This is a genomic window from Zeaxanthinibacter sp. PT1 (assembly GCF_028464225.1).
Classification (GTDB): domain Bacteria; phylum Bacteroidota; class Bacteroidia; order Flavobacteriales; family Flavobacteriaceae; genus Zeaxanthinibacter.
Genome location: NZ_JAQPCN010000004.1, coordinates 162,789 through 186,323, shown reverse-complemented (window position 1 = coordinate 186,323; position 23,535 = coordinate 162,789). Strand labels below are relative to the sequence as shown.

Genomic DNA, 23,535 nt, shown 5'->3' with positions numbered 1-23,535 from the left:
CCCTTTCTTATTTATTGGAATATGATCCTGGCAAAGACCAGCGGACTCTCCGGTGCTTGCACCATCTTGTAGGTGATAAAGAGGGATTGCCTCCCCTCCGGACTGCTATTGAATACAAGGGGAACAGCAGTGCCCTCCCCACTTTGAGGCACACTCATCGTGCCGGTGGCCAGTACTTCTCCTTCCGGGCTTCCCGCCCTCAATTGTAATTCCATCCCGGTCCCCGGGGCCTCTTGCCAGCCCAGGGCTACAACAATCGCTTTAACTCCACTTAAATCGGTATCGTCTATACGCAACCATCCCTCCTTCCCAGCTATCAATAACAGGTCTGCTCCTCCGTACTGTACAAATGTCAGCCCTTCACCAACCATATCCTCCTGCATATTCAGGCTGTTATCCGGGATAGACACCGAACTGACACCTGTAAGCGGCAAGGCATTTCCACTACCCGGATCCGTATAACTCGCAGTTATGACCATTACATGACCCGGTTCTTTGCGCTCGGGAATGATAGTACCTTTGGTAGGCAGGGACTTTTTTCGTTCCTGACCCGAAAGCGACATAATGTAGGAGGCGATCTGGCGGGTTTCTTCTGCTGTCAGTTTAGGATGTGCCGGCATCATCACCTCTCCCCAAACCCCGGAGCCACCTTCAACTACTTTTTTCTGAAGGTAAACCATGGCCTTTGAATCTTCTTTATACCGGGCTGCGATCTCGCTGTACGAGGGGCCGATAGACTTCTCATTTTCTTTGTGACAAGCCCGGCAATCCATGCCTTGTGTTAAAGCCTTACCGGTTATGGCGGCAGAAACCTGCTGGTGCCCCAGGGATTGGTTCACCTTGTCCATCCCCTGCATATAATCTACAGATACATAGATATCTTCCGGCTTCACCGGCTGATCCTTATCGGGATCAGAAACGCTGACCTCATATTGAAGGGGTCTGCCCGGCAAGTAGAACGACGGGCGACCACCGTTGATCTCAATAGTTACTTCGGGCATGGAATTCCCGGCCACCACCTTGGTACTCTCGCTGGTAGTTTCGCCCCCATTGCCGTCAGAAACCCGGACACTGACCTTATAAGTTCCGGCCTGCTCATAAGTGTACTCCAGGTGAGGTTCGGTAGTTTGTTGTTGATTACCATTTCCCAGATCCCAGGTATAAGTGAGATCATCATTTTCACCATCCTGGGCAGTTACCTCTGCCCTTACTTTTAATGGAAGTTCCCCCGATATGCGGTCCAATGTCAGTACACTGATCTCAGGAGCAAGGTTCCCGGGATTGTATGCGATATAACTGAGCCCGGAATTATCATTACTGGTGAACCATCCTGTACCGTATTCCAGGAGGTAAATCGCCCCATCCGGCCCTACTTCCATATCGATCAGGTTGTTCAGCGATATATTCGGTGCAAAGGGCTCCATCTTATTGAAGGATCCGTCCTCGAATAAACTAACGGCCTTCATCCAGCCCCTCATCCATTCGTAGATGATTACCTTGCCGTCATAGTAATCGGGTAATGCATTTTTTCCTTTGTAAAGATCGTTGTAATAGACAGGTCCTGCCATAGCATTTCGCCCACCGCTCCCCACCTGTGGGAAGGCAGCGAACTCCGCATAGGGATAGTAGACATAGGCTGGCTGAGCTTCCGGGAGCACCTGCAAACCAGTATTATTCCTGGAGTTATTCACCGGCAGGGCAGGATCAAATGCTTCACCGCTTTCCCCGGTGGCGTAATTATAGGCTACATAAGGTTGGTTATCACCAATAAATAAAGGCCAGCCAAAGTTTCCTGCTTTACGCGCCTGGTTCATCTCGTCATAACCCCTAGGGCCCCTGGTGGACAAGCTGTCAACCTGGGCGTCCGGGCCAACATCTCCCCAATAAAGGTATCCATTCTTGGGATCAACAGAGATCCGATAAGGATTCCTGTGACCCATGGTGTATATCTCCGGCCTGGTCTTATCTGTACCCTGCGGGAAGAGGTTTCCTTTGGGAATACTATAACTCCCGTCTTCCTCAACTTTTATACGCAATATCTTACCGCGAAGATCATTCGTATTGCCGGAGGTACGACGCGCATCGTATTGTTCATGCCCGGGCTCATCATTCAGGGGAGCATAGCCGTTATTGACGTATGCCGCGCCCTTCTCATTGAAAGGGGTCGAATTATCACCTGTAGAGAGATACAGCAGCCCATCGGGGCCAAAAGCAATAGATCCACCTGTATGGCAGCAGATCTCACGTTGACTATCCACTTCCAAAATTACCTGTTCTGTATCCATAAGGAATTCCCCGTTCTGGAATTTAAAACGCGACAAACGGTTCACCCACTTACTCCCCGAGGGAGCATAATAGAGGTAAATCCAATGATTTTCAGCAAAATTCGGGTCCTTCTGCAGACCCATCAGACCTTCTTCGGCATTTACGCCAGGGGTTTCCAAAGTCTTATGGTACACGTCTAATAAAGCCACCTGGGATAATGTTCCACGTTCCTTGCTAAAGTGCATCACTTCTCCCCTTCGCTGGGCAACAAGGACGTCACCGTTGGGAAGTATGGCCATCTCTGTAGGTTCAAAAAACTCCCCGGTCACCAAGGGTACTTTGGTAAATCGTTCTTCTTCCGGGGGAAATTCACTACTTACAATAGTTATATCGGGCTCAAGATTATCCCCAATGGCATATTGAATACCACCGAGAAGGTGTTGCAGGAATACAGGATCTTTATAACTTTCTTCGGTATGGCCCAAGGCCGTGTAAAATGATCTTCCACCATCGTATTCATGGTACCAACTCATAGGGTGAACATCACCATTGGTCCCACCTTCGTAAGTGCTTTCATCTACGGTCATCAAGATGTTGATATCCGGGTTAATATCCTTGAAATTATAGAGTTCATCTGTCCGGGTCCAGGTGCTGTCCTTAAAAAATGAAGTGGCCGGAAAATCTCTTTTCTTCACTATGAAATCTGCAGTTGGTGTTCCACTGGGATGGCTTTCAAAATACCCTCCCACAAGTCGACCATACCACTTCCAGTCGTATTCCGTATCCGCTGCGGCATGTACTCCTACAAAACCACCCCCGGATTGTATATAGCGCTCAAAACCGGCTTCCTGCCGGTGGTTGAGCACATTCCCCGTTGTACTGAGAAATACGACTGCCGCATAGTTGTTTAATGTGTCTGACTCAAAAATTGCGGCATTCGTGGTGGTGTCCACGGTAAACGAATGTTCTTTCCCTAATTCTGAAATTGCCTTGACCCCGTCGGGAATAGATGCGTGTACAAATCCAAGGGTTTTGGAAAACACCAGCACTTTGGGATCACCCTTGCGCTGCCGGTCACAGGCATTAAAAATAAACAGGACCATCAGGCCGACCAGGAAAGATTTAATTTTCATTGTATTACCATTTTTGTAGAAGCCTTAAAGATACGCTTTTCGCCCCCCGAAGATGATACCAATTTTTTCAGATAAGCAACCAATTTTATTCAATCGAATACATCCATAGATTAGGATTTAGCAGTGTTCGGTATTCATAAAAACAATCATTGGTTTGTTTGACAACGCCTCTTAAAAAGTGTAACTTTAAATTTCTAACAAAACCTGAAAAAATGAAAACACTAAGAGTACTGATAGCAGGCCTGTTCCTGTTCTTAACCTATCAATGTAAAGAAGCCAAAAAAGAAAATGAGGCTGCTTCCGAGGATATGGAAGTGAAAAAAGAAGAAGTGATCAAAGAAGTTAAAGTGGTTAAATTCACTATGGAACCAAAGAGTGACAGCGATGTAAAAGGGGATGTCACCTTTCGGGAAGAAGACGGGAAGGTCATGATGACCGCAAACCTGAGTGGTCTTTCCGAGGGAGAGCACGCTATACACATCCATGAAAACGCAGATTGTTCTGCTGCCGATGGTTCCTCTGCCGGGGGACACTGGAACCCCACTGCAGAGCCTCACGGGAAATGGGGAGCCGAAGAAGGTTTCCACAGAGGCGATATAGGGAATTTCACTGCGGATGCAGATGGAAATGCCACAGTAGAATTTTCAACGGATATGTGGTGCCTTGGTTGCGAGGATGAAACCAAAAACCTGATGGGGAAAGCTGTAATTGTTCACCAGGGAACCGATGACTTTACCTCCCAGCCCAGCGGAGCTGCGGGAGCTCGTGTAAGTTGTACGGGAATTATACAATAAATCGCATTTACGAATTATTAAAGCTGCCTTTTGGGCAGCTTTTTTTATATATTTAGTGAAAATTTGCTGATGGAATTAGACCTGCTGGTACAGCGTTTCCAGGAAAAAGACCGAAAGGCTTTTGAGAAACTGTACGAAATGTACCATATCAATATACACGGTGTCATACACACTATTGTCCGCGATAAGGAATTAGCTGAAGAACTTGCACAGGATGTCTTCATTAAGATCTGGAATAATGCGGATAGTTACAACTCCACTAAAGGACGGTTTTTCACCTGGATCCTGAATATAGCCCGCAATACCGCTATCGATGAACTACGTTCCAGGAACTATAAGAACTTAAAAAAGAACCTTTCGGCTGATTACTTCGTAGGTATCCTGGAAAGGCCTGATTCGGAGGAAGAAGACGCCCCGGATACAAAAGGATTAAAAAAATTAGTCAAGGGATTGAAGGAGAAATGCATTGAGCTTATAGAGCTACTCTATTTTAAGGGGTACACCCAGAAAGATGCCTCCGAAGAACTAAAAATACCTTTAGGCACCGTAAAGACAAGGAATAGGAACTGCATCTCTCAATTGAGAGATAATATTGATTTGGAATGGATATAGAAAAATATATTTCGTCCGGGATACTGGAACTCTATGTTGCCGGCCTGCTTACAGAGGCCGAGAATAAAGAGGTATCTGAGTACGCCAAGTCGCACCCTGAAATTGAACGGGAGATCAGGGCCATAGAAGCCAGCGTATTGGCCCTGAGTAAAGCAGCTTCCCCGGGACTGAGTGAAAAAAGTAAGCTGGATGAACTCTGGTTGAAAATAGATGGCAATGATAAGAAAGGGGTTGTAAAACTCAAGCAGCCGCGAAAAAACTGGTTTGCTTATTCCGGTTGGGCAGCTGCCGCTGTACTTTTAGTGGGCCTGTGGTGGGTCTATAATCAAAACCAGGAGTTGCGTACAGATATGCAGACCACGGTTGACGAAGTTCAGCAACTGGAGAACCAGATCGAAGAGGCTCGGTATTCCTTAACCCAAACACAAGAACTATTTAATTCACTCAGGGATAAGGATGTCACCATAGTGCCGCTAAGCGGGCAGAAAGTGGCCCCTGATGCATATGCAAGGGCGTATTGGAAGAAAGACACCCAACAGGTGTATATAGATGCCCAGGGACTACCGGAACCTCCATCGGGAATGGTATACCAGGTCTGGTCCTTAAAATTGTCCCCACTAACACCGACCAGTATAGGTCTGCTCGATTCATTTGCAACGGATGATAACAAGGTATTCATTCTCGAGAATGCAAACGAATCTGAAGCCTTTGGTATCACCCTGGAACCAGCTGGTGGTAGTGAAACACCAACTTTAGAACAATTGTATACCCTGGGAGCGGTAGCCGCCTCCTGATCAGGATGAAATTTTTCTGAGCTTCAGGGCGTTAACCATCCATTTTGGAAGGGGACGCCCGGGATCTCTTTTTTTAAGATTAATGGACAGGCCTAAGGGTTTGAAGATCGGGACCCGGTGTGTTTCCACAAATTCGATCAGTGTCCCGTCAGGGTCTTCTACGTAACCAAAATGTCCTGATGCTTCGCCCATATCAAAACTCTCACGGCTGTCTACGGTAAATGGATATCCCAATTGACTGCAATCCTCACTGAGTTGCTGCATTCCCGAAATATCAAAGCAGAGGTGGATATACCCCAGGTCTCCCCAGTGGCGATCCCGGTACACCTTTAATGGCTCCCTGTCCAGCACTTGCAACAATTCTATTTCTGAAGGCCCGAACAGCTCACCAAAACCCCCGACAGCTTTTTGAGAATGCCGCAAGAGTACTCTCCTGAAGCGGTGGGCAGCCCCGGGTAGCCCGGAAAACCCTGGGAATGCACCTTCGAGGTCATAAACCATCGTATCATAACCCAATACTTCCCGGTAAAACCTGAGGGAAAGGTCCATATCTTTTACCCCGGTAACTACGCCAAGCACTCCCCCGGAAATTTTGTCCCGATCAGAATACACATAGGTATCGGATACTACCTCTACAATATTCTCCCAGGGATCCCGGAAATAGAAATGAAACCGGCCTTCTGGGGTGCGGACCACATCAGTAAGCAGCTGGAGATTTAATAATTTCAAACGAGCGTGTGCCCTGTGGATAGCCCTTGATCTTATCTTCATGACATTTATGCCGAGATCTCCTAATTGTACCGGAAATGAACCTGCCCGTGGTTCTTTATTCTTTGCCTGCCAGATCTCCAGCCCGCCACCCCCACTCATATTCAGGGAAAGCATGGCAAAACGAGCAACAGGTTTACCCCCGGTATAGGCGACCATAAGGTCTGCAGTCGCTTCGTCCTCAAATACCAGGATATCGAAACCCAGGTGTACCCGGTACCAGTTAAAAACTTCTTTTGCATCGGCAACGCCAATTCCTATTTGCTGAATCCCATTAATGATCTTATTCATTCGAGGCCTGTATTGGTTTAAGATAATTTGTTTTCAGCATAAAGTCGTGTATGCCTTTCAGTCGGCGTGCCGGGGTGCCAAGGCGGAACAATACCACCAGGATCAAATTAGTAAGGTTGATCTTCAGGTAGGAATTCTGTTCATATTTCCGGGCAGAGACCAGCAGGTCATTTTTGATGATGGTATAGGCCACCCCTCTTTGCTTCATTCTCTTAAAAAACTCAAAATCTTCCATCAATACCTGTTCAGGATCAAATCTACCCAGTTCTTTAAAACGCTCTTTACGAATAAAAAGACATTGATCTCCACCCCCGGTAAAAAATCCATCCTTCCCCGTAAAGCTCGCGTTCACTTTAAGAAGTTTATTTTCCGAATTAAATCTATAAGAGAAAAATCCTGCATCGTATTCATTATCCAAGGCTTCCTTTATATTATGGAGGAACTCCAAAGGTGGACGGACGTCGGCATGCAGGAAGGCTAATACTTCTCCCTCGGCATTTTCAGCACCTTCATTCATCTGCAGGGCCCTTCCGTTACCGGCACAGCGAATAATCTTGAAATGGCCTTTTAAATGGGTTTCCCGGGGATACGGAGCTGAAGTTGCAGATAAAGCCACGATGACCTCCATTAAACCGCTCGGCGCATTTAGATGCTCAAGATATGGCAAAAGTTCATCCAAGTTGGCATTCTCGTTATGGGCGGGTATTATTATGCTGATCATAGGAAACCAAAGAATTTTCAATAAGACGAAGTGCCGCCCGGAGAATTACACCTATTTTTATTTTAAAAGTAACGAATTGAATCGCATCACGACCAAAGCAGTACATACGGGTTTTCGTATGCGATAATATACCACAAAACTCAATACCGATGAATCTATTCTCTATTAAATACGCAATAATCCTCGCAGGGTTTCTCCTGATTCCGAATGTTACATCCACCCAGGTTAGAAATAACAAACAAGTTGATTTCAATCAATTGTCTGAGACATTTTTACAGCAGATAAAAGCAGGGCAGGATACCGGTGAAATTAGAAAAGTGCTGGAAAATACCAGCCTTGAGGCCTTAGAGAGTGGCCTGCAGACAGACTCCCAAAAACTTGCCTTTTGGATCAATATATACAATGGGTACATTCAGGTAATCCTTTCTGACAACCCGGAATTGTACGACGACAGGAGAAGTTTCTTCGCAGAGGAACAAATCCCCATAGCAGGCAGGATGCTTTCCTTTGCCAAAATAGAGCACGGGATTATCAGGAAATCTCAATGGGAATATGGACTGGGGTATATCCGGAAATGGTTCCCGGATAAATTTGAAAGAAAACTTCGGGTAGAAGACAGGGATTGGCGGATACATTTTGCGTTAAATTGTGGTGCAAAAGATTGCCCGCCTGTGGCCATATACCAACCCGGCAGGTTGGATGCGCAACTGGATAAGAGTACCGCGCGTTACCTGGACCGTACCACAACCTACCAGGAGGAAACCAAAACAGCAGAAGTTACTACCCTCTTTAAATGGTTTAAGGGTGATTTTGGATGTAACAAAGGTGTAAAAGAGATCCTTGCAAATTACAACCTTATTCCTATGACAAGGGACGTAGAACTGGAGTATAAAAACTACGACTGGACCTTAGATCTCGATAATTTCATCAAGTTGTAGAACCATTTTAAGCCCGCGGTTTACACCACGGGCTTCAAATTTTAATCCTAACGTCTGGGAGAGTAAAATCAAGCTATAGGCTCATGTTTTTTAAGGGAGTTTTGTAATGCTTTGTGTGCTGCCCATATTTTGTAGATCACAAAACACATTGCAGCTGACCAGATAAAGAATAATAAATACGCCATACACGTTGACTTGGGGGTTAATTCTTTTATAATCAAAATATTAGAGCATATGATCCGCTTTTCGGCGGGTGAATCACACAGCCCTACTATGTATTTAAACGTAAAAATTAGGCATTTCATCTATGAAAGCCTAAAAAAAGGTTAAATACTCGTTAAAGTGAAAGCGCCGGAACATCCCTGTTCCGGCGCTTATCTAAAAAACAACAAACCTCAATCGTCGGAAACCCCAATCAGGGCTACCTTTATCCTTATAATTTATTTATGGTCTGTTCGCTTCCGGGGCCTAATTCATATAAGGCACCTAAAAGCTCCTCTTTTAACATATTTACTTCTTCTTCCTGCCCGTTAGCCCGGTAAATCTCTGCACTCTGCAGTAATATTTCCGGCTCAAAGGTCTTTCCTTTAATATGGTTATCCACGATATTCTGTGCCATTCTCTCCTTCCCTGCTTTCAGGTAGGCATAGGCCAGTAAGCTGTATGTTTCTGGGGTTGGCCTGTTCCTCACTTCCCTCATGGCGATATTCATGGCTGCGTCTACTTCGTCAGTCTCTTCCAGGTAAACTTTAATGTTGTAGGTATTATACATCTCACCATAAGCATCATTACTTACCAGGGCCATATATTTTTCAAGATTTCTCAATTGTTTTTGTCGGTCCCCCATAAAATCGGCGATCTCTGACTTTAGCAGGTAATAGTCCGGCGACTGGTGATATCTGGTAACGGAATCCATGATCCTCATCGCCTCTTCTGCATTCTTTTCGTGGGAAAAGACGATCCAGGCTATTCCCTTCTTGGCGTAATTGCTCTTTGGGTTTAACTGTAAGGATTTCAAGTAATATTGGTAAGAGTCCGATATCCGGCCGGCATGACCGTAATAGTCCGCCAGGTTGGTATAGGACCATTCCATCAGTGTTGTATTTTTAGAAGCTTCGGCTTTATCAGCGGCCTGCTCCATTAAGCGGATGGTGGTATCCAGGTCACCTTTATAATCATTCCACTTAGCCAGGCGGATCAGGTACCCATAATCTGACATATTTTTAATACTGTCCAGGTAAGATTCGGCACGGTCGTAATTACCCAACTCCATATGCACATCAAATAGCAAGGACTGGGATTCATTAACGCCACTACCTTCTTCCCTCGCTTTTTCAGCAAATAGTAATGCTTCCTTAAAACGGTGTTGCGATATATAGTTTCGTGACAACGCCCGGTAATAACCAGACTTACCGACATGCGCTATGGCTACTGCTTTATCCAGAGCCTGCTCGGCTTTCTTGAGATAGGTGATATCTCCTGTTTCTTTAAAATATTTATCGTATTGCTGTGCAACGATGCCAAAACTCATCAACTGCGTACTGTCAGCTTTGATCTTAGAATTCCAGAGTTCAAAATACTTGGAAGTAGTTTTTGCCGGTTCAGCAGCCAAGTATGCATTGTAATCCTGGGGATTGGTAATAGTATCCTCCTTTCGCGAAGTACAGGAAGCGAGTAGAAGTATTACGAATGTGGTTAATAGTAAATTTTTCATTGTTGTTGAATTTTAGAGGTATTGATAAAATAAGTGCAGGGCCGTGGTGACAGCCCCGACTTACTTTCTTTAACTAGCAATTCTGATCCCATCATGTAAAACGGGGGCACTTAAATGCTGCCCAGGCCCCTTTTGGGGCCAAGCAACAATTAGTTCTTATTGTGGATTACTCACGTATGGGAACTCTGCATCTATGGTTGCTGTTAAGCTTACTCCATCAGAGGTCAGCCTCGGAAGGTCGGCCATCCCATCGTTATCGGTATCCTGTCCGCTGAAACGGTCACCGGTCTCTCCTCCGAACAATAGTATCAGGGAGATATCAATAACATCATCAGTCAGTGTACGACCAGTAAGTCCGACAGTACCGTTATAGTAGGTGGTCACCTCATCCGGGGCTACCTGCAATACATCCGCAGCAAGTACGGTAGTCAAGGTTGTAGCATCCAAGTTCAGGATATTATTCTGGTAATTAACGTCAGCAGGATCCAGTCCTAACTTAACCGCGTATACATCGTGGTACTGCTCCAACCTAGCCTCGAAACCGGCCTGGAATTCAGCGACCATCGCTGATGGTACGGTTACGTTAAAAGCATCCTTAACGCTTGGCATTCCTTCCATATCAGCGCTTAAAACCGTGTTGATCCCCGGACGTCCCATATGATCTACCTGGGCATAGGTTCCGGTAAAGTCGGGCTCCATGGCCTCCCCATCACCGCAAGGTGCACAAGTACCACCACAGTCAACACCGGTTTCATCGCCGTTCATGATTCCGTCATCGCAAGTAGGCATGGCTATTTGCTCCGGTTCCATCGCGTCATCATCATTATTACAGGCAGCCAATGCGAATAGCAGCATACCAGACAAAAAGATATATTTTATATTATGAAGTCTCATTTTTCTGTTTTTTTCTAAGGTTTATTATTGTTTTCTGTTTGTCGTTACCCAAGTGTTGTACACAGGGATATTAAAAGCGTTAAGCGCTGTAGTAGTTCCCAGCATAGCGTTCGGCATTTCTACCACTATAGACATAGTATTAGCGCCTGCAAAGGTGTTTTCAGCCTCTGATGGAGGAAGAAATCCGAGGGGAGCCGATTCCGGGTCCGGGTTGATCACAGCGTTAAACTGGAAGAAGTCGAAGAAAAATGGATCTTGTCTCGGTCCTGCGAAGATACGAGCACCACTATCCGTAGTCACTACAGTTGCGGTCTCTGCAGAAATAGCAACGTCTCCAAGCGGGGCGTTCACCAACACCTCACTGTTAAGTCCCAGGTCTGCTGCCTCACCATAAAAGAAGTACATACGTCCATCCCTGGGGATTGCCTGAATTACCAGGTCCTCGACAAGGTCACCATCGGTATCGATGTTGATCTCCGTAAGGATATCCTCATCAAAAGTACCATAAGCCAAATCTGGCAATACATTAGATTGCAGATCTACCACGAAGGTGGTGTTTGCAGAACCCGTTTCTGGTTCAAATGCAAAAAAATCCGCAATGTCTGCAGTGGTACCCCCACTACTTGGTGCGTCTAGATGGTCTGCCGCTACCAGGACAGCTCCTGTCACTGCCAGCGCAGCCAAACCCAATAAAAGTTTTGATTTTTTCATGTTATGTTTTTTAGAATTTAAAGATTAGTAACACCCTTACCTACGCTCCTTTTATTGGAGGGTTTGCTTTTAAGTGTTAAATTCTTGTTAAGTGATTCTGAAGATTAATTTGGTGGTAAGTGTGCTTATCCGAATTTTGCGTTTCTTTGGTTCCTAATTCTCAACGCTATGAATCCTTCAGCATCAGGCTGGATCGATAAGTTTGGACACTTAGTCAAAGAGCGACCACCCGGTTACGCGGATTTTCCTACGCTTTACGAAAAACTGAAGAAGACCGGGTTTATCTACGGATTTAACATCGGTATCCCGGATTTCATAAAACCGGAACACAAGCTTTCTGAAGATGAGAAGGCTAAGGTTAACCTGCTGACCTCTTTATATTTCACCTACCGGTTTAAACACCCGGATGAACCTTTCAATGCCTTCCTGGATTGTATTTTTAATTTTTACCAGAAGCTGGATGTGGCCAGCATCTCTTTCCTGAATAAGATCCTGACAGGCAAGAAAACTTCCTCGCAATTGGAGAAACTGGTAGACTCCAGGGTGTACCTGGAGGACAATATGATCAGCAAAACGTTTAACCGAGTTATCACGAACTCACTTTTGGTGATTGACGTGCTTACCTTTCGCCGATACCTGGAAAATGCCACGGATATAAGGCAACATGCCCAGGACCTGGAGTATATTACCATCAACCTTACCTACCACGCCTTTACCGCAAAGGAAAAGAAGAAAAAGAATAAGAAGTTAGAACAACTTTTTGCGACCTCTCTTTCCTTTATTGAAAGCGACAAAGAACAATACGACGCCTCTTACCGCGAAAGGCTGGTAGCCCAGTTTCACCCGGAAGAAAACCAATATTTCCTCGATGTGGCATGTCTGACCGTTTGGGAAGATCACACCTTGGAATATATAGAGTCCGAATTCATCTATAAGGCAGGAAGGGACCTGGGTGTGGAAGAAGACCAAATCGTAAAATCACTGGTTGATGTTACGCGATTCTTTAACCAGCACCTGAAAAAGATTCCACAGCTAAAAGATCAGCATCTGGCAGGACAATTTTATGACAGCATGTCTAAGGTGGTGAACAAACTAATCCTGAGAAACAGCAAACGATTGCAGAAAGAACTTTCAGAGAGTAAGGAGCTGGTGTACCTCTTATCCAAAGCAACGGTCAAAGACCTGAGTCCGGAAGAAAAAAAGAAAGTACAAAACCAACTAATAGACATCTTTAAAAGCATTCCCTCACTCGCAATTTTTATCCTTCCCGGTGGTGCAGTCCTGCTCCCGATCTTTATCAAGCTCATCCCAAAACTTCTCCCATCCGCCTTTGATGAAAACCGGGTGGATTAAATAGGAAAAAGTGGCCAAAAAGCCACTATAAAGAAAACTTATACCTAGTTTTTATTATATTTTATTAATTGTATATCAGTTAATTACACTTACTTATTCTAACCAAAGCTTAAAGTCCTTTACGCGCTCCCGGCTAACGATCACTTCTTGCTCATTAAAGCGATTTAACTTGATCTGCAGCCGCGAATTGGTGTATGAAATGATATCTTTTATATGCTTTACATTGACATAGAATTTACGACTGACCCTAAAAAAACTTTCTGGCTGCAGTTCTTTTTCCAGTAGCTCGAGGGTTGTATCCAGCAAGTAGTTCCGCCCTTCCATGGTAGCCGCATATGTCCCTTTATTCTCACTGTAAAAACATTCAATTTCATCGGCATTCAATATCTTGAGATGCTGTCCTACCCTGGCCACAAAACGTTTTTTATACTCTCGCTCCAAGGGGTTCACCAAAAGCTTCCGGATGTCTTCAAAGTGTACCTCCAACTGCCCGGTGCCCGGGCGCATCCCTTCGTACTTAGCTACTGCCTGTTTCAGCTCCACTTCGTCTATAGGTTTAAGCAGGTAATCAATGCTGTTCAGCTTAAAAGCTTGCAAGGCGTATTCGTCATAAGCCGTTGTAAAGATGATCGCACTTTTTACCGTCACCAGCTCAAAGATTTCGAAACACAATCCATCAGACAGCTGTATGTCCAGGAAGATCAGGTCCGGGTGTGTATTTGCATTGAACCAATTAACCGCTTCCTCCACGGAGTGTAACATGGCTGTAGGCTGTATATGCAGTTCCCCTAACATTCGGGACAACCGTCGGGCAGCCGGCTTTTCATCTTCGATGATAATTACGTTCATAACAAAGTTGGCTATTGATATTTCTTAGATTCCTCCTTTTCCTGCTCCATATATTTGTCGATCTGCTTTTTTTCCCAGTCCTTCCCGAAGAAAGGATTGATACTGAAGGTATAGGCGGCATGAAAAAGCAGGCCAATCCCCCAGAAAAACAGGGTGAAGAAATGACCGGGCTGCCAGAAGCTCTCACCGGTTCGTTGCACTTCTAAAAAGATATTTACCAAAATAAAAATATTAACCCCCAGGTAGACAATCAGATGAATATAAAACCCTTTTAGTTCATCTACCTTCTTTTTTGCCTTGAGATACTTCTCGTGATCCTTGTTTTCCATATTCTTAAAATTTGTTTGTCTTATTCCCAGCGACTTTCCCGCCTGTCTTCTTCCATGAATTCCCTGATCTTACGCTCTTCCCAACCCGGCCCGAAGAAAGGGTTAAGACGGAATACCCCGATCGCATGGAATAGTACACCAATACCCCAACCAAAAGCAGCCCACAGGAACCACATATAACTCCACTGGTTGCTCCAGTAATTGATGATAGCCAGGAAGGAGATGACCAGGATATAAGAGGTGAGGTTGTTGTAAAACTTTCGCAGTTGCTCTACCCGCTCTTTTGCCCGCAGGTACTTGTTTTCTTTGCTAAAATCTTCCATGATCTAATGTTTAAAGTAATGATTGAATGTAATGATATGACAGTATTGATTAACTGCTCCTTGAAATATTAGGAATTATCTTGATTCATGAATTCACGCAGTTTTCTTTCTTCCCAGTTCTTGCCGAGAAAAGGGTGAAGATCAAAGGCGCACATGCCAAGGAATACCAGGCCAATACCCCAACCAACAGCCGGGAATACTGCCCAGATTATACTTGTTGTCTGCCAGTTGATATATGCCAGGAGAGGGATCACGATACAGTAAGCCAGTAAGCTCATATAAAAATCTTTGATCCGCTTTACTTTCCGGTTTGCCCGCTGGTATGGCTTGTCAAAATTTTCAGTTTTCATGAGGTTGATGATTTTAATTGATATGTCAAATATCAGCTGTTCTAAGCCCTACAGGAAAAGGAAATACCCCAAGTGTCAAATTGCAGCGATGAATTGTAAATACCACCAACGGGAAAGGTGATTAGCGGTTATCCTTTTTCATAAACTCTTGTATTTTTCGTTCCTCCCATTTTTTACCAAGCACCAGGCCTTTGCCAAAAGCTTCAGAGGCATGGAATAACAAACCTATCCCCCATCCCACTGCCGAAAACAGCGACCAGGGGATTCCCGAGGTGGTTTTAAGGTTGATAAACACCAGGAATGGGATCACGATGCAATAAGCCGTAAGATTGCCGTAGAAGCCTTTAATAGCCTCCACACGCTCCTTGGCTTTTAAATACCGTTTACTCTCTATATAAGTTTCCTGGGATAATGCTTCCGTCACTTTCCGGGTGAGCAGCGGCAGTTTAACGATAAAACTGTCGTGGGTTTGGTCGATCTCCATTTTCCTGGAACTCAGGATTTCGTATCGTTGCCGGATATTGTGCAGGCCTACCCCGCTGCTTTTCTTCACCACCTGTTTAGGTTGCAGGTTATTGGAGATAACCAAAACCCCGTTCTCTTCATACACCTTGATCAAAAGGGGCCTGGATGCCGTCACCACGTTGTGCTTTACAGCATTTTCCAGTAACAACTGTAAAGATAAGGGCACCAACTTTGCATCAGGGTTCTCCGCCTTTTCCGGAATCTCGAAAACGATACTATCCTCGAATCTCATTTTCAGCAGTGACACGTAGGTTTTCGCAAACTGCAGCTCTTCACCCAAGCTGACCACATCCTTATGTTTTTGTTCAAGTACGTAACGATAAACCTTTGATAGTGAAGTGGTGAAATTCTGAGCCATTTTAGGGTCTTCTTCAATCAGGCTGGTCAGAACATTAAGACTGTTAAATAGGAAGTGTGGGTCCAGTTGATTTTTTAAAGCATCAAATTTAGCCGAGGCTGTACCCGCGATGATCTTTTGTTCTTTTACTTTACTCTCCTGCCAATGCTTATAAAAATAGAAGGCATGGAAGATCATGGAGGCGACCAAGGCAATGATCAGGGCGATGAGGTAATGGATTCTTTTCTCGGTAGCGATAAACTGGTTCCAGGATTCTCCTCCAATGGTCACCTCTACAAATACCCTGATGAGGAAAATACCCAGCATGGTCAGCAGAATGCTGCCAAAGATCCCGATCCACAGTCGAAATCGTTTGTAATTACCCCAGCTAACACGGTGATTCAGGTACTGGAAGAAAGAACCGTTGATAAAGGTAAGGACCACTGAATACAGGAAGTTATAGCCCACCCCGGTCCAGAACCGGTCATTCAATTCAATAGATCTTCCCATGACCAGTTCAATACCCATGAAGATCAGGGTGATCAGGAAACCTATCAACAGTCCCGCTCTGAACATTTTACCAATAGAATCCATATCTGAGTTTCATGTTTTTTGATCTTAAGTCGGTTTATGGCCAATTAAAGGTAGCAAAAAGCCGCATGGCAATCACCCATCTATGAAGTACATCACCTCGCTTGTTGACAAAGATGGCTAGGTGGGTATAAATGTGAAATAACTAATTACCCAGCTGTCAATTACTGCTGCTGAACTGGCGTCACAGATTCCGTAGCAGCAATGAAAATCAAAACGATCGAATTTCCATTACTTTTTAAAATATTGGGCATTATCCGTTAGCTTTGATACGAAGCAAATAAATTGATCAAACCTTTTATGTATATACCTGCTCATTATAAAAATGAAAACCTGGAGGAAGTCAGGCAATTTATAAGGGACAATGCCTTCGGGATACTTGTAAACCAGCTAGAGGGTAAGCCATGGGCCACCCATATCCCATTAGAACTGCATACAGATGCTGAAGGAAAGGAATGGCTACTGGGCCATGTTGCCAAAGCCAATCCCCAATGGCAGGCTTTTTCAGAAGAGCAGGAAGTACTTTGCATCTTTAACGGACCGCATGCTTACATCTCTTCCTCCTGGTATAAAGAGGAGGAAGTACCGACCTGGAATTATATCGCTGTTCACGTATATGGTCGGATTAAAAGACTTACGGAGCAAGAACTGTTACTGAGCCTTGAAAAGTTGATCGATAAATACGAGAAGGATTCTGACCGTCCCATAGTGATGTCCGAGTTATCCGTCGAAACGATGAGACAAGTAAGGGGGATTGTAGGGTTTAAGGTAAGCATTGACGACATCCAGGCCGCGTATAAACTCTCCCAGACGAGGCAAGAAGACCATCCGGAAATCAGCAGGGAACTTGAGCGGCGCGGAAGTGCAAATCAATGCACTATGGCCGGACTTATCCGGAGACAATCCGAAGAATAAACTACAATCAGATAGTATGTAGCCTTCCTACCAGTGACTCCCTGTACGATCGGCTCACCGGGATCACTTTGCGCGAGATCTCAAGATGCCCTTCAGCCAGCACATCCAATTTAGATATGTTTACTACGTAAGAACGATGTACTCTCAGGAAATACGAGGAAGGCAATTCTCTTTCGATAGTCTTGAGGGTGCTGACCACCAGGAAGCGCCCGTTATCCGTGATAATGTTACTGTAATTCCGCTCTGCTTCAATATACAGTATATCTTCTAACATGATCTTGACCATCCTGCCATGATGCCGGATGAAGATCCGGTCTTCGAGAAAACGAAGTCCGCCGGTAATAATATGGTCGGGCAATTTTCGGTCTTTCAATTGTTCTGCCACTAAGGCTACTGTTCGTTCTAAATTGAGTTTACCGAAAGGTTTGGATACAAATGCCTGCGGATGGGTAGCGCGGGCCCTGTTAAAAGTCAGCTCATCATTATTTGCCGTCAGGTAGATAATCGGGATGTCTTGTTCTTCCTGTATCATTTTAGTAGTTTCTATGCCATCCAATTCTCCCTTGAGATGAATATCCATCAAGATGATATCCGGGGTATTACGCCTTGCGTGGATTACAGCCTCTTCTCCCCTGGATTCAATCCCGGTGATCTCGTACCCCAGGCGGCTTAATTGAAGTGAAATGTTGGCGGCGATGATCATATCATCTTCTACGATCAGTACTCTTGTTTTTTCTTTCATGATTAGGCTGCTTTTGGTGGGTTGAATTCGAATGTAAAGGAAGTTCCGGGTCTTTGGTTCAGTTGCATCTTTCCATCCAGTTGACGGGTGAGCAGTTCGATCAGCTGAGTTCCGAAACCGGTTCCTTCATTCCGGGCTTCGGCACTTTTCCCAATACCATTATCCGATAACTCGAGGTAAACGATATCGTCTGCTTTACTCAAGGCCACTACGATAATCCCGGGGCGTTTACCCGGGAAAGCATACTTCAGAGAATTGGTCAGTAATTCATTTACGATCAACCCGATAGGTATCGCAAGGTCTATATGGAGTTCAAGAGGATTCATCTCGCATCTCACCTCTACCCTGTCCTGTGCACCGTGGGTATTTACAATATGCTCGCCGAGATTTTCAAAATAATCTTTCATCTCTATAGACGACAGGCTTTTTCCCTTGTAGAGCTTCTGGTGAATCATACTCATGCTGTGAACCCTCTGCTGACTTTTATCCATAGCTTCGGCGATCTTAGGATCGTCTATTTTTGCCGATTGCAGGGAGAGCAGGCTGGAGATGATCTCCAGGTTGTTCTTGACTCGGTGGTGAATTTCTTTGAGCAAAAATTCCTTTTCCCGGTTCTGTTGTAAAAGGAGGCGATTCTTCCGGCTATTGTTCTTAACCGCCTTGTAGAGCAGTAGCAACAATAAGAACATCAATAATGCAACTATAATGATCAGGGTTTGCCTGGCCTGCTGCCTACGTAGCCTGCCTTCCTGTTCCTGTATGGTGGTCTCCTTTTCGGCCAGTTTATATTCCGTTTGCAGTACAGAGGTACGGTTGTCTGCCTCCGCCGTAAAAACTTCATTTTTAAACTGGTCATACATCTCCATAGCAGAATACGCTTCGCGGTACTGGTGGTTCCCGGCATAGGACCTGCCCAACGCTTCGTAAGCCTGCGCCAGGTAATAGGAATCGTGAAAATCTATGGTAGCTACTTCGATGCACTTTTCCAGGTTTTCTATGGCAGAAATAAATTTACCCTGTAAGTTCTGCATTTTCCCTATAGCCAGGTAACAACGCATCACCATGAAGTTGTTATCAAGAAGGTTTGCAAACTCCAACGCCTTCAATCCGAAGCGTTCGGCCTTCTGATAATTATTGGTAAAAGAGTGGAGATCAACCATAGAAATGTAAACATCGCTCAGGTTATTGTAGAAACCATAACGCTCACCGATGGCAATGGCATGTTCGTAATACTTCTCGGCTTGTTCACGATCCCCCAGGGCCAGGTAACAATTACCTACCACATACAGGGTAAAATCATAATCCAGGTCTTGCAGACCACGGAGTTCAAATATCCTGATCGATTCCAGGCCGTAACGCAATGCCTGTTCATATTTTTGCTGTTTCCAGAATATATTGCTGAGGTCGCTATAGGCGATTGCCATAGCATGATCATCCTGGAGCTGGATTCCCAGTTCCAGTGATTTTAAAGCGTAATCCGTAGCCAGGTCCAGCTTACCCTTCCGCTCGTACACATAACCCATCTGGGTATAGAGAAAAGGTTTTTCGGACAGGGGAAGGATTTTTGCGGCTTCTCTCAGCATGATCATTGCCTCATCCAGTGCCTCCATACGCAATAAGACAGCACCTGCTACCCCTTGGAACCTGGCTTTCCATGCCCAGTCTTTTTGTGCAATGGAACTATTGATCCCCTGTTCGGCAAAGTGTAAGGATTTTTTGAGGTTCCTGCTGTGCCAGTAGTATGCCAAGTCATAAAGGATAATATTACGGGTAGAATCTACGGTTACCAGCGGAAGGGAAGTTTCGAGGATTTCCAGGTAAGATGGTCCAAAATTATCAGTGTCATGAAAAACCCTGCGGTACACCGGATTTCTCTCGGGATCCACGAGTTGTGCAGTCCCTAAAAAGCCTATGAACAGGCAAAGGAGCACTAAAACGAATCGGCTGACAGTAAGTGTTCTCATTTCGGTTGATTGCTCACCGGGGGAAATGAGGATAATAAATATACGAAATATCTTAATGAAGCCCTGCCCCGATAACTTTTTTAATCCCTTCGGACAGAATAAGATACGATTCGTCCATTAGCGTTTCGGAGGAATAAAATATTCCTATTGCTTAGAGCCGCAGGAAGGCTCAAAACGTTTTTATTGAACAGCTCTAAGATGAAATTATCCAAAGGTTTAACAATTTGGATTGGATGTCTCCTGTATTCCTGCGGCTTGGGCGAAAACACCCAGCAAAGACTTGGAACAGAGCAACAGCAGGATAGCATCATTCAGGAGGTCATATACGCCTATGTTAATCATGGGTGGAACCTCAGGAACACCTTGGTACTGGATGAACTGGCAAGCCCGGCTTTTAATAGGCGTATGAATGGGGTATGCGTAACCTCTAATCCCAAAGAGATGCAATCTCATATGAAGGTCTTCTTTAGGGGATTCCCGGATCTTAAAATCACAGTAAGCGGTGTTAACGGTTCGGGCCGGGATAGAGTTGTAGAATGGAACGCAGAAGGCACTAATACCGGGATGTTCGGTGAAACGGCAGCAACCGGTAAGAAGATCAAGGTATCCGGAATATCCTGGATATTGTTTGATTCCAATGGAAAAATGGCCGAAGAACAGGTCTATTACAACGAGTTAGAACTCTTACAACAACTGGGGTATACACTGATACCTCCCATATTAGACTAACAAACAAATATTAACTAAACATTCAGGATCATGAGAACATCATTAAAAATTTTATTAGCCTTCCTATTGTTACCCGCAGCATTATTACAGGGGCAGTCGGATGCAGACTACCAGAGTTTCTGGGTCCACGAGGACCACGTAAAACCAGCTATGGTCAACAAGTATGAAAATGTTAATAAAAAGCTGGTTACTGAACTTAAAGCTCATAATATACAGGACGAGCAGTGGATCACGGCACAGACCGATGATTACCGATATCTCTATGTGGGTCCCATAGACAACATGGCCTCCCTGGATCGGCCCGTATTTGCTTCATTGGCAGAAAAAATGGGATCAGACAAAATGGGCAGTCTTTTTAGCGAGATGAACGACTACTATGACAAGCATTTTGATTATGTAATTCATATGGATAAAAAGCTCTCATATATGCCGGAAGGTTTTACCCAGACCCCTGAAGGCCAGGACTACCGTAAGTTCTACTATGTTTATACCACCCCGGCCAATCGCAGCAAACTGGCCGAGCACTTTAAAAAGATCAAGAAGCTATACGCCGATAAAGGATCTAAAGTCAGCTACAGGGTTTACAGGAGTGGCTTTGGAGCCCCACAGGATTTCTTCCTGGTAGCCATCGCGGCCAAGGATGCCCTCAGCTATGAACAGCAGGCCGTAGCCAATCGTACCCTGCTGGGAGAGGAAGCCAAACCTTTGTTTGACGAGATGACCCAGTATATGAGCGGTATGGAAGTCATAAGCGGAAGCATGCGTCCAGACCTGGCATACAGTCCAAAACAGTGATTTCATATAATAACAGGACTTCTTGAAAATTCTTTTAAGAAGTCCTTATTCCATCCAACTTTCATTTAAAAAGAAATACAAGATCATGAAAACAGTGAAAATAATGCTCGCCTGCTTAAGCCTGGTCTTCATCGGATTTTGGGCCACAGGTCTACAGGCCCAGGACGCCGTTAAAGCAGACCCTGAACACTACAAGGTAGAATTTGAGAACGAGCAGGTCCGGGTACTGAGGATACAGTACGGGCCCGGTGAGAAATCGGTCATGCATCACCACCCGGATGCCGTAGCAATTATGCTGACAGAATCTAACGGCTTAATGACCCTGCCGGATGGCAGTATGATCGAAGACCGGAATAAGGCGGGTACTGCGATGTTCACGCCGGAGTCCACCCATTTACCGCAGAATAACGGCAGTGAACCCATGGAACTCATCCTGGTGGAACTAAAAACCTGTAAAGATAAAATGCACAAACCTAAAAACTAACAACATGAAAACTCTAAGTGTCTTATTATTATCGCTTCTCCTGCTATGGGGTTGCAAAGAAGAAAAAGCGGATCGTTATTTTTCGTCCTCTTCAGAAATAGATCAAGCTAAAGCCCTGATCGAAGATTATGAGAAAGGCGACTGGCAGGCTATGAAAGGACATTATGCCGATACCGCAAAAATCTACCACAACAGTACCACTGCCATCACCCCCTCTGACTTTGTCAGCAGTTTTGAACAGGGCACTGCGATTTACCAGTCTTATGGATTCCAGGATAAGGATCAGTATTATGAAATGATCATTGATGATAAGGACGAGAGATGGGTAAACTTCTGGGGCAATTGGGAAGCTACCTTCAAGGATAAGGACACCAGCGTGGTGGTGCCTGTACACGTAACGCTCGAATTTAAAGACGGGAAGATTGTGGAAGAGCATGCCTTCTATGACAGTGCACCTATAATGATGGTCATGAACCAGATTCAAAGTATGAAAGCTATGGAGCAAGAAGAAATGAACCCATAAATGCTGCAGCTCTGATGAAAGTACTCACTAGAAAAAAACCGGAAACGAGCCCGGCTCCTAACCCGGCAAAAATCATGGAGACCGGGATGGCCTTCTGGGCCTCCAAGGTCCTGCTCACTGCAGTAAAACTTGAACTTTTCACTTACCTGTCTAAAGGTAAGGTCCCGGCCCATAAGATACAGAAGAAGCTACAGCTGCACCCCAGGGCGGTCTATGATTTCCTGGACGCCTTGGTATCCATGGGCTTCCTGGAAAGGGAAGGATTAAAAGAGCACGCGCTATATAGCAACACTCCGGATACAGAGGCCTTCCTGGATAAGCACAAACGAAGTTATATTGGCGGGATGCTCGAGATGGCTAACAACCGGCTTTATCCTTTCTGGGTTCACCTGGAACAGGCCTTAAAAACCGGGGACCCGCAGAATGAAACGGCACAAGGTGAAAAACCATTAGTTGAAGTACTCTACGAGGATGAAAATCGCTTACGCGAATTTGTCAGCGCCATGGGAGGATTCCAGATGGGCAACTTTATGGCATTCTGTAATCGTTTTGATTTTTCCAATTATACCACCTTCTGTGATATCGGGGGCGCCGGCGGGTTTTTATCTGCCCAGGTCGCTATACAGCATCCTCACATGAAGTGTATCACTTTTGACCTGCCCAAAGTAGCCCGGATCGCGAAGGAAAATATGGAAAGGATAGATTGCCTGCCAAGAGTTGAAGTCCGATCAGGGGATTTCTTTAAAGATGATTTTCCTAAGGCAGATGTCATTACCATGGGAAATATCCTGCACGACTGGGGAGTGGCAGATAAAAAACTACTGATCCAGAAAGCCTATGATGCCTTGCCGGAAGGCGGAGCATTTGTAGCTATTGAAAATATTATTGACAATCAACGCCGCAAGAATAGTTTTGGATTGCTGATGTCTCTTAATATGCTGATCGAAACCAAGGATGGTGCAGATTACACCGAAGAGGATTTTGGCCGCTGGGCGAGGGAAGCCGGTTTCCAGAAAACATCTTTGATTCCATTAACCGGTCCAAGTAGTGCCGCCATTGCTTATAAATAAATACTAATAAAAAACACTGAT

Annotated in this window: 24 protein-coding genes; 11 read left to right on the top strand and 13 right to left on the bottom strand. The window is 45.0% G+C overall.

Annotation, left to right across the window (positions count from 1 at the left end):
* Positions 1-11 precede the first annotated feature (11 nt).
* Positions 12-3,398 (bottom strand): ThuA domain-containing protein, encoded by a 3,387-nt coding sequence (locus PP178_RS11975; protein ID WP_272594587.1) that lies wholly within the window; start codon positions 3,396-3,398, stop codon positions 12-14.
* Between the two features lie 212 nt (positions 3,399-3,610).
* On the opposite strand from PP178_RS11975, the gene PP178_RS11970 reads away from it, so the two are divergent.
* The 3 genes from PP178_RS11970 to PP178_RS11960 all read left to right on the top strand — a co-directional run bounded on the left by PP178_RS11970 (position 3,611) and on the right by PP178_RS11960 (position 5,598).
* Positions 3,611-4,192, top strand: coding sequence for a superoxide dismutase family protein (locus PP178_RS11970; RefSeq protein ID WP_272594586.1), 582 nt, complete (start codon positions 3,611-3,613; stop codon positions 4,190-4,192).
* A 69-nt stretch (positions 4,193-4,261) separates the two neighbouring features.
* On the top strand, positions 4,262-4,804 hold the full coding sequence (locus PP178_RS11965) for an RNA polymerase sigma factor (protein ID WP_272594585.1): 543 nt from the start codon (positions 4,262-4,264) through the stop codon (positions 4,802-4,804).
* Positions 4,795-5,598 (top strand): anti-sigma factor, encoded by an 804-nt coding sequence (locus PP178_RS11960; protein ID WP_272594584.1) that lies wholly within the window; start codon positions 4,795-4,797, stop codon positions 5,596-5,598. Before PP178_RS11965 ends, PP178_RS11960 begins: the two co-directional genes overlap by 10 nt.
* Here PP178_RS11960 and PP178_RS11955 read toward each other — a convergent pair whose 3' ends face one another.
* A complete protein-coding gene (locus PP178_RS11955) occupies positions 5,599-6,657 on the bottom strand; it encodes a VOC family protein (protein ID WP_272594583.1) in 1,059 nt (352 codons plus the stop codon).
* Complete coding sequence (locus PP178_RS11950; RefSeq protein ID WP_272594582.1) at positions 6,650-7,378, bottom strand: glycosyltransferase; 729 nt, start codon at positions 7,376-7,378, stop codon at positions 6,650-6,652. The genes PP178_RS11955 and PP178_RS11950 overlap by 8 nt, the downstream gene beginning before the upstream one ends.
* 149 nt (positions 7,379-7,527) lie before the next feature.
* On the opposite strand from PP178_RS11950, the gene PP178_RS11945 reads away from it, so the two are divergent.
* Positions 7,528-8,316 carry a DUF547 domain-containing protein gene (locus PP178_RS11945; protein ID WP_272594581.1) on the top strand — a complete coding sequence of 263 codons (789 nt, stop codon included), beginning with the start codon at positions 7,528-7,530 and terminating at the stop codon, positions 8,314-8,316.
* Between the two features lie 433 nt (positions 8,317-8,749).
* Here the strand turns inward: PP178_RS11945 and PP178_RS11940 are convergent, their stop codons facing one another.
* From PP178_RS11940 to PP178_RS11930, 3 genes are all read right to left on the bottom strand, one after another.
* Positions 8,750-10,030: a tetratricopeptide repeat protein gene (locus PP178_RS11940; RefSeq protein ID WP_272594580.1), complete on the bottom strand. Its 1,281-nt coding sequence runs from the start codon at positions 10,028-10,030 to the stop codon at positions 8,750-8,752.
* A 156-nt stretch (positions 10,031-10,186) separates the two neighbouring features.
* The gene (locus PP178_RS11935) at positions 10,187-10,924 is read right to left on the bottom strand and encodes a DUF4331 family protein (RefSeq protein WP_272594579.1); all 738 of its coding nucleotides are present in this window, start codon (positions 10,922-10,924) and stop codon (positions 10,187-10,189) included.
* Between the two features lie 24 nt (positions 10,925-10,948).
* Positions 10,949-11,635, bottom strand: coding sequence for a DUF4331 family protein (locus PP178_RS11930; protein ID WP_272594578.1), 687 nt, complete (start codon positions 11,633-11,635; stop codon positions 10,949-10,951).
* A 168-nt stretch (positions 11,636-11,803) separates the two neighbouring features.
* Between PP178_RS11930 and PP178_RS11925 the strand changes: the two genes are divergently transcribed.
* Positions 11,804-12,988, top strand: coding sequence for an LETM1-related biofilm-associated protein (locus tag PP178_RS11925; protein ID WP_272594577.1), 1,185 nt, complete (start codon positions 11,804-11,806; stop codon positions 12,986-12,988).
* Positions 12,989-13,081: 93 nt separating this feature from the next.
* Here PP178_RS11925 and PP178_RS11920 read toward each other — a convergent pair whose 3' ends face one another.
* From PP178_RS11920 to PP178_RS11900, 5 genes are all read right to left on the bottom strand, one after another.
* Positions 13,082-13,837: a LytR/AlgR family response regulator transcription factor gene (locus PP178_RS11920; protein WP_272594576.1), complete on the bottom strand. Its 756-nt coding sequence runs from the start codon at positions 13,835-13,837 to the stop codon at positions 13,082-13,084.
* A gap of 11 nt (positions 13,838-13,848) precedes the next feature.
* Positions 13,849-14,166: a 2TM domain-containing protein gene (locus PP178_RS11915; protein WP_272594575.1), complete on the bottom strand. Its 318-nt coding sequence runs from the start codon at positions 14,164-14,166 to the stop codon at positions 13,849-13,851.
* A gap of 20 nt (positions 14,167-14,186) precedes the next feature.
* Positions 14,187-14,489 carry a 2TM domain-containing protein gene (locus PP178_RS11910; protein WP_272594574.1) on the bottom strand — a complete coding sequence of 101 codons (303 nt, stop codon included), beginning with the start codon at positions 14,487-14,489 and terminating at the stop codon, positions 14,187-14,189.
* A 68-nt stretch (positions 14,490-14,557) separates the two neighbouring features.
* On the bottom strand, positions 14,558-14,839 hold the full coding sequence (locus tag PP178_RS11905) for a 2TM domain-containing protein (RefSeq protein ID WP_272594573.1): 282 nt from the start codon (positions 14,837-14,839) through the stop codon (positions 14,558-14,560).
* A 121-nt stretch (positions 14,840-14,960) separates the two neighbouring features.
* Complete coding sequence (locus PP178_RS11900) at positions 14,961-16,295, bottom strand: 2TM domain-containing protein (protein ID WP_272594572.1); 1,335 nt, start codon at positions 16,293-16,295, stop codon at positions 14,961-14,963.
* A gap of 297 nt (positions 16,296-16,592) precedes the next feature.
* On the opposite strand from PP178_RS11900, the gene PP178_RS11895 reads away from it, so the two are divergent.
* Positions 16,593-17,207: an FMN-binding negative transcriptional regulator gene (locus tag PP178_RS11895; RefSeq protein WP_272594571.1), complete on the top strand. Its 615-nt coding sequence runs from the start codon at positions 16,593-16,595 to the stop codon at positions 17,205-17,207.
* A gap of 7 nt (positions 17,208-17,214) precedes the next feature.
* Here the strand turns inward: PP178_RS11895 and PP178_RS11890 are convergent, their stop codons facing one another.
* Together PP178_RS11890 and PP178_RS11885 are read right to left on the bottom strand one after the other, a co-directional pair.
* Positions 17,215-17,949 (bottom strand): LytTR family transcriptional regulator DNA-binding domain-containing protein, encoded by a 735-nt coding sequence (locus tag PP178_RS11890; protein WP_272594570.1) that lies wholly within the window; start codon positions 17,947-17,949, stop codon positions 17,215-17,217.
* Between the two features lie 2 nt (positions 17,950-17,951).
* Positions 17,952-19,913: a tetratricopeptide repeat protein gene (locus PP178_RS11885; RefSeq protein WP_272594569.1), complete on the bottom strand. Its 1,962-nt coding sequence runs from the start codon at positions 19,911-19,913 to the stop codon at positions 17,952-17,954.
* A 198-nt stretch (positions 19,914-20,111) separates the two neighbouring features.
* Between PP178_RS11885 and PP178_RS11880 the strand changes: the two genes are divergently transcribed.
* From PP178_RS11880 to PP178_RS11860, 5 genes are all read left to right on the top strand, one after another.
* Positions 20,112-20,642, top strand: a complete 531-nt coding sequence (locus PP178_RS11880) for an ester cyclase (protein WP_272594568.1) — start codon at positions 20,112-20,114, stop codon at positions 20,640-20,642.
* Between the two features lie 30 nt (positions 20,643-20,672).
* The gene (locus tag PP178_RS11875) at positions 20,673-21,437 is read left to right on the top strand and encodes a hypothetical protein (protein ID WP_272594567.1); all 765 of its coding nucleotides are present in this window, start codon (positions 20,673-20,675) and stop codon (positions 21,435-21,437) included.
* Between the two features lie 85 nt (positions 21,438-21,522).
* Positions 21,523-21,921 (top strand): hypothetical protein, encoded by a 399-nt coding sequence (locus tag PP178_RS11870; protein WP_272594565.1) that lies wholly within the window; start codon positions 21,523-21,525, stop codon positions 21,919-21,921.
* 4 nt (positions 21,922-21,925) lie between these two features.
* Positions 21,926-22,444, top strand: coding sequence for a nuclear transport factor 2 family protein (locus tag PP178_RS11865; RefSeq protein ID WP_272594564.1), 519 nt, complete (start codon positions 21,926-21,928; stop codon positions 22,442-22,444).
* A 14-nt stretch (positions 22,445-22,458) separates the two neighbouring features.
* On the top strand, positions 22,459-23,514 hold the full coding sequence (locus PP178_RS11860; protein WP_272594563.1) for a methyltransferase: 1,056 nt from the start codon (positions 22,459-22,461) through the stop codon (positions 23,512-23,514).
* Positions 23,515-23,535: the final 21 nt, after the last annotated feature.

What these genes read in the sequence shown, in the direction of transcription:
- PP178_RS11975 (WP_272594587.1), bottom strand. Translation starts at nt 3,398, where the DNA reads ATGAAAATTAAATCTTTCCTGGTCGGCCTGATGGTCCTGTTTATTTTT.
- PP178_RS11970 (WP_272594586.1), top strand. Translation starts at nt 3,611, where the DNA reads ATGAAAACACTAAGAGTACTGATAGCAGGCCTGTTCCTGTTCTTAACC.
- PP178_RS11965 (WP_272594585.1), top strand. Translation starts at nt 4,262, where the DNA reads ATGGAATTAGACCTGCTGGTACAGCGTTTCCAGGAAAAAGACCGAAAG.
- PP178_RS11960 (WP_272594584.1), top strand. Translation starts at nt 4,795, where the DNA reads ATGGATATAGAAAAATATATTTCGTCCGGGATACTGGAACTCTATGTT.
- PP178_RS11955 (WP_272594583.1), bottom strand. Translation starts at nt 6,657, where the DNA reads ATGAATAAGATCATTAATGGGATTCAGCAAATAGGAATTGGCGTTGCC.
- PP178_RS11950 (WP_272594582.1), bottom strand. Translation starts at nt 7,378, where the DNA reads ATGATCAGCATAATAATACCCGCCCATAACGAGAATGCCAACTTGGAT.
- PP178_RS11945 (WP_272594581.1), top strand. Translation starts at nt 7,528, where the DNA reads ATGAATCTATTCTCTATTAAATACGCAATAATCCTCGCAGGGTTTCTC.
- PP178_RS11940 (WP_272594580.1), bottom strand. Translation starts at nt 10,030, where the DNA reads ATGAAAAATTTACTATTAACCACATTCGTAATACTTCTACTCGCTTCC.
- PP178_RS11935 (WP_272594579.1), bottom strand. Translation starts at nt 10,924, where the DNA reads ATGAGACTTCATAATATAAAATATATCTTTTTGTCTGGTATGCTGCTA.
- PP178_RS11930 (WP_272594578.1), bottom strand. Translation starts at nt 11,635, where the DNA reads ATGAAAAAATCAAAACTTTTATTGGGTTTGGCTGCGCTGGCAGTGACA.
- PP178_RS11925 (WP_272594577.1), top strand. Translation starts at nt 11,804, where the DNA reads ATGAATCCTTCAGCATCAGGCTGGATCGATAAGTTTGGACACTTAGTC.
- PP178_RS11920 (WP_272594576.1), bottom strand. Translation starts at nt 13,837, where the DNA reads ATGAACGTAATTATCATCGAAGATGAAAAGCCGGCTGCCCGACGGTTG.
- PP178_RS11915 (WP_272594575.1), bottom strand. Translation starts at nt 14,166, where the DNA reads ATGGAAAACAAGGATCACGAGAAGTATCTCAAGGCAAAAAAGAAGGTA.
- PP178_RS11910 (WP_272594574.1), bottom strand. Translation starts at nt 14,489, where the DNA reads ATGGAAGATTTTAGCAAAGAAAACAAGTACCTGCGGGCAAAAGAGCGG.
- PP178_RS11905 (WP_272594573.1), bottom strand. Translation starts at nt 14,839, where the DNA reads ATGAAAACTGAAAATTTTGACAAGCCATACCAGCGGGCAAACCGGAAA.
- PP178_RS11900 (WP_272594572.1), bottom strand. Translation starts at nt 16,295, where the DNA reads ATGGATTCTATTGGTAAAATGTTCAGAGCGGGACTGTTGATAGGTTTC.
- PP178_RS11895 (WP_272594571.1), top strand. Translation starts at nt 16,593, where the DNA reads ATGTATATACCTGCTCATTATAAAAATGAAAACCTGGAGGAAGTCAGG.
- PP178_RS11890 (WP_272594570.1), bottom strand. Translation starts at nt 17,949, where the DNA reads ATGAAAGAAAAAACAAGAGTACTGATCGTAGAAGATGATATGATCATC.
- PP178_RS11885 (WP_272594569.1), bottom strand. Translation starts at nt 19,913, where the DNA reads ATGAGAACACTTACTGTCAGCCGATTCGTTTTAGTGCTCCTTTGCCTG.
- PP178_RS11880 (WP_272594568.1), top strand. Translation starts at nt 20,112, where the DNA reads ATGAAATTATCCAAAGGTTTAACAATTTGGATTGGATGTCTCCTGTAT.
- PP178_RS11875 (WP_272594567.1), top strand. Translation starts at nt 20,673, where the DNA reads ATGAGAACATCATTAAAAATTTTATTAGCCTTCCTATTGTTACCCGCA.
- PP178_RS11870 (WP_272594565.1), top strand. Translation starts at nt 21,523, where the DNA reads ATGAAAACAGTGAAAATAATGCTCGCCTGCTTAAGCCTGGTCTTCATC.
- PP178_RS11865 (WP_272594564.1), top strand. Translation starts at nt 21,926, where the DNA reads ATGAAAACTCTAAGTGTCTTATTATTATCGCTTCTCCTGCTATGGGGT.
- PP178_RS11860 (WP_272594563.1), top strand. Translation starts at nt 22,459, where the DNA reads ATGAAAGTACTCACTAGAAAAAAACCGGAAACGAGCCCGGCTCCTAAC.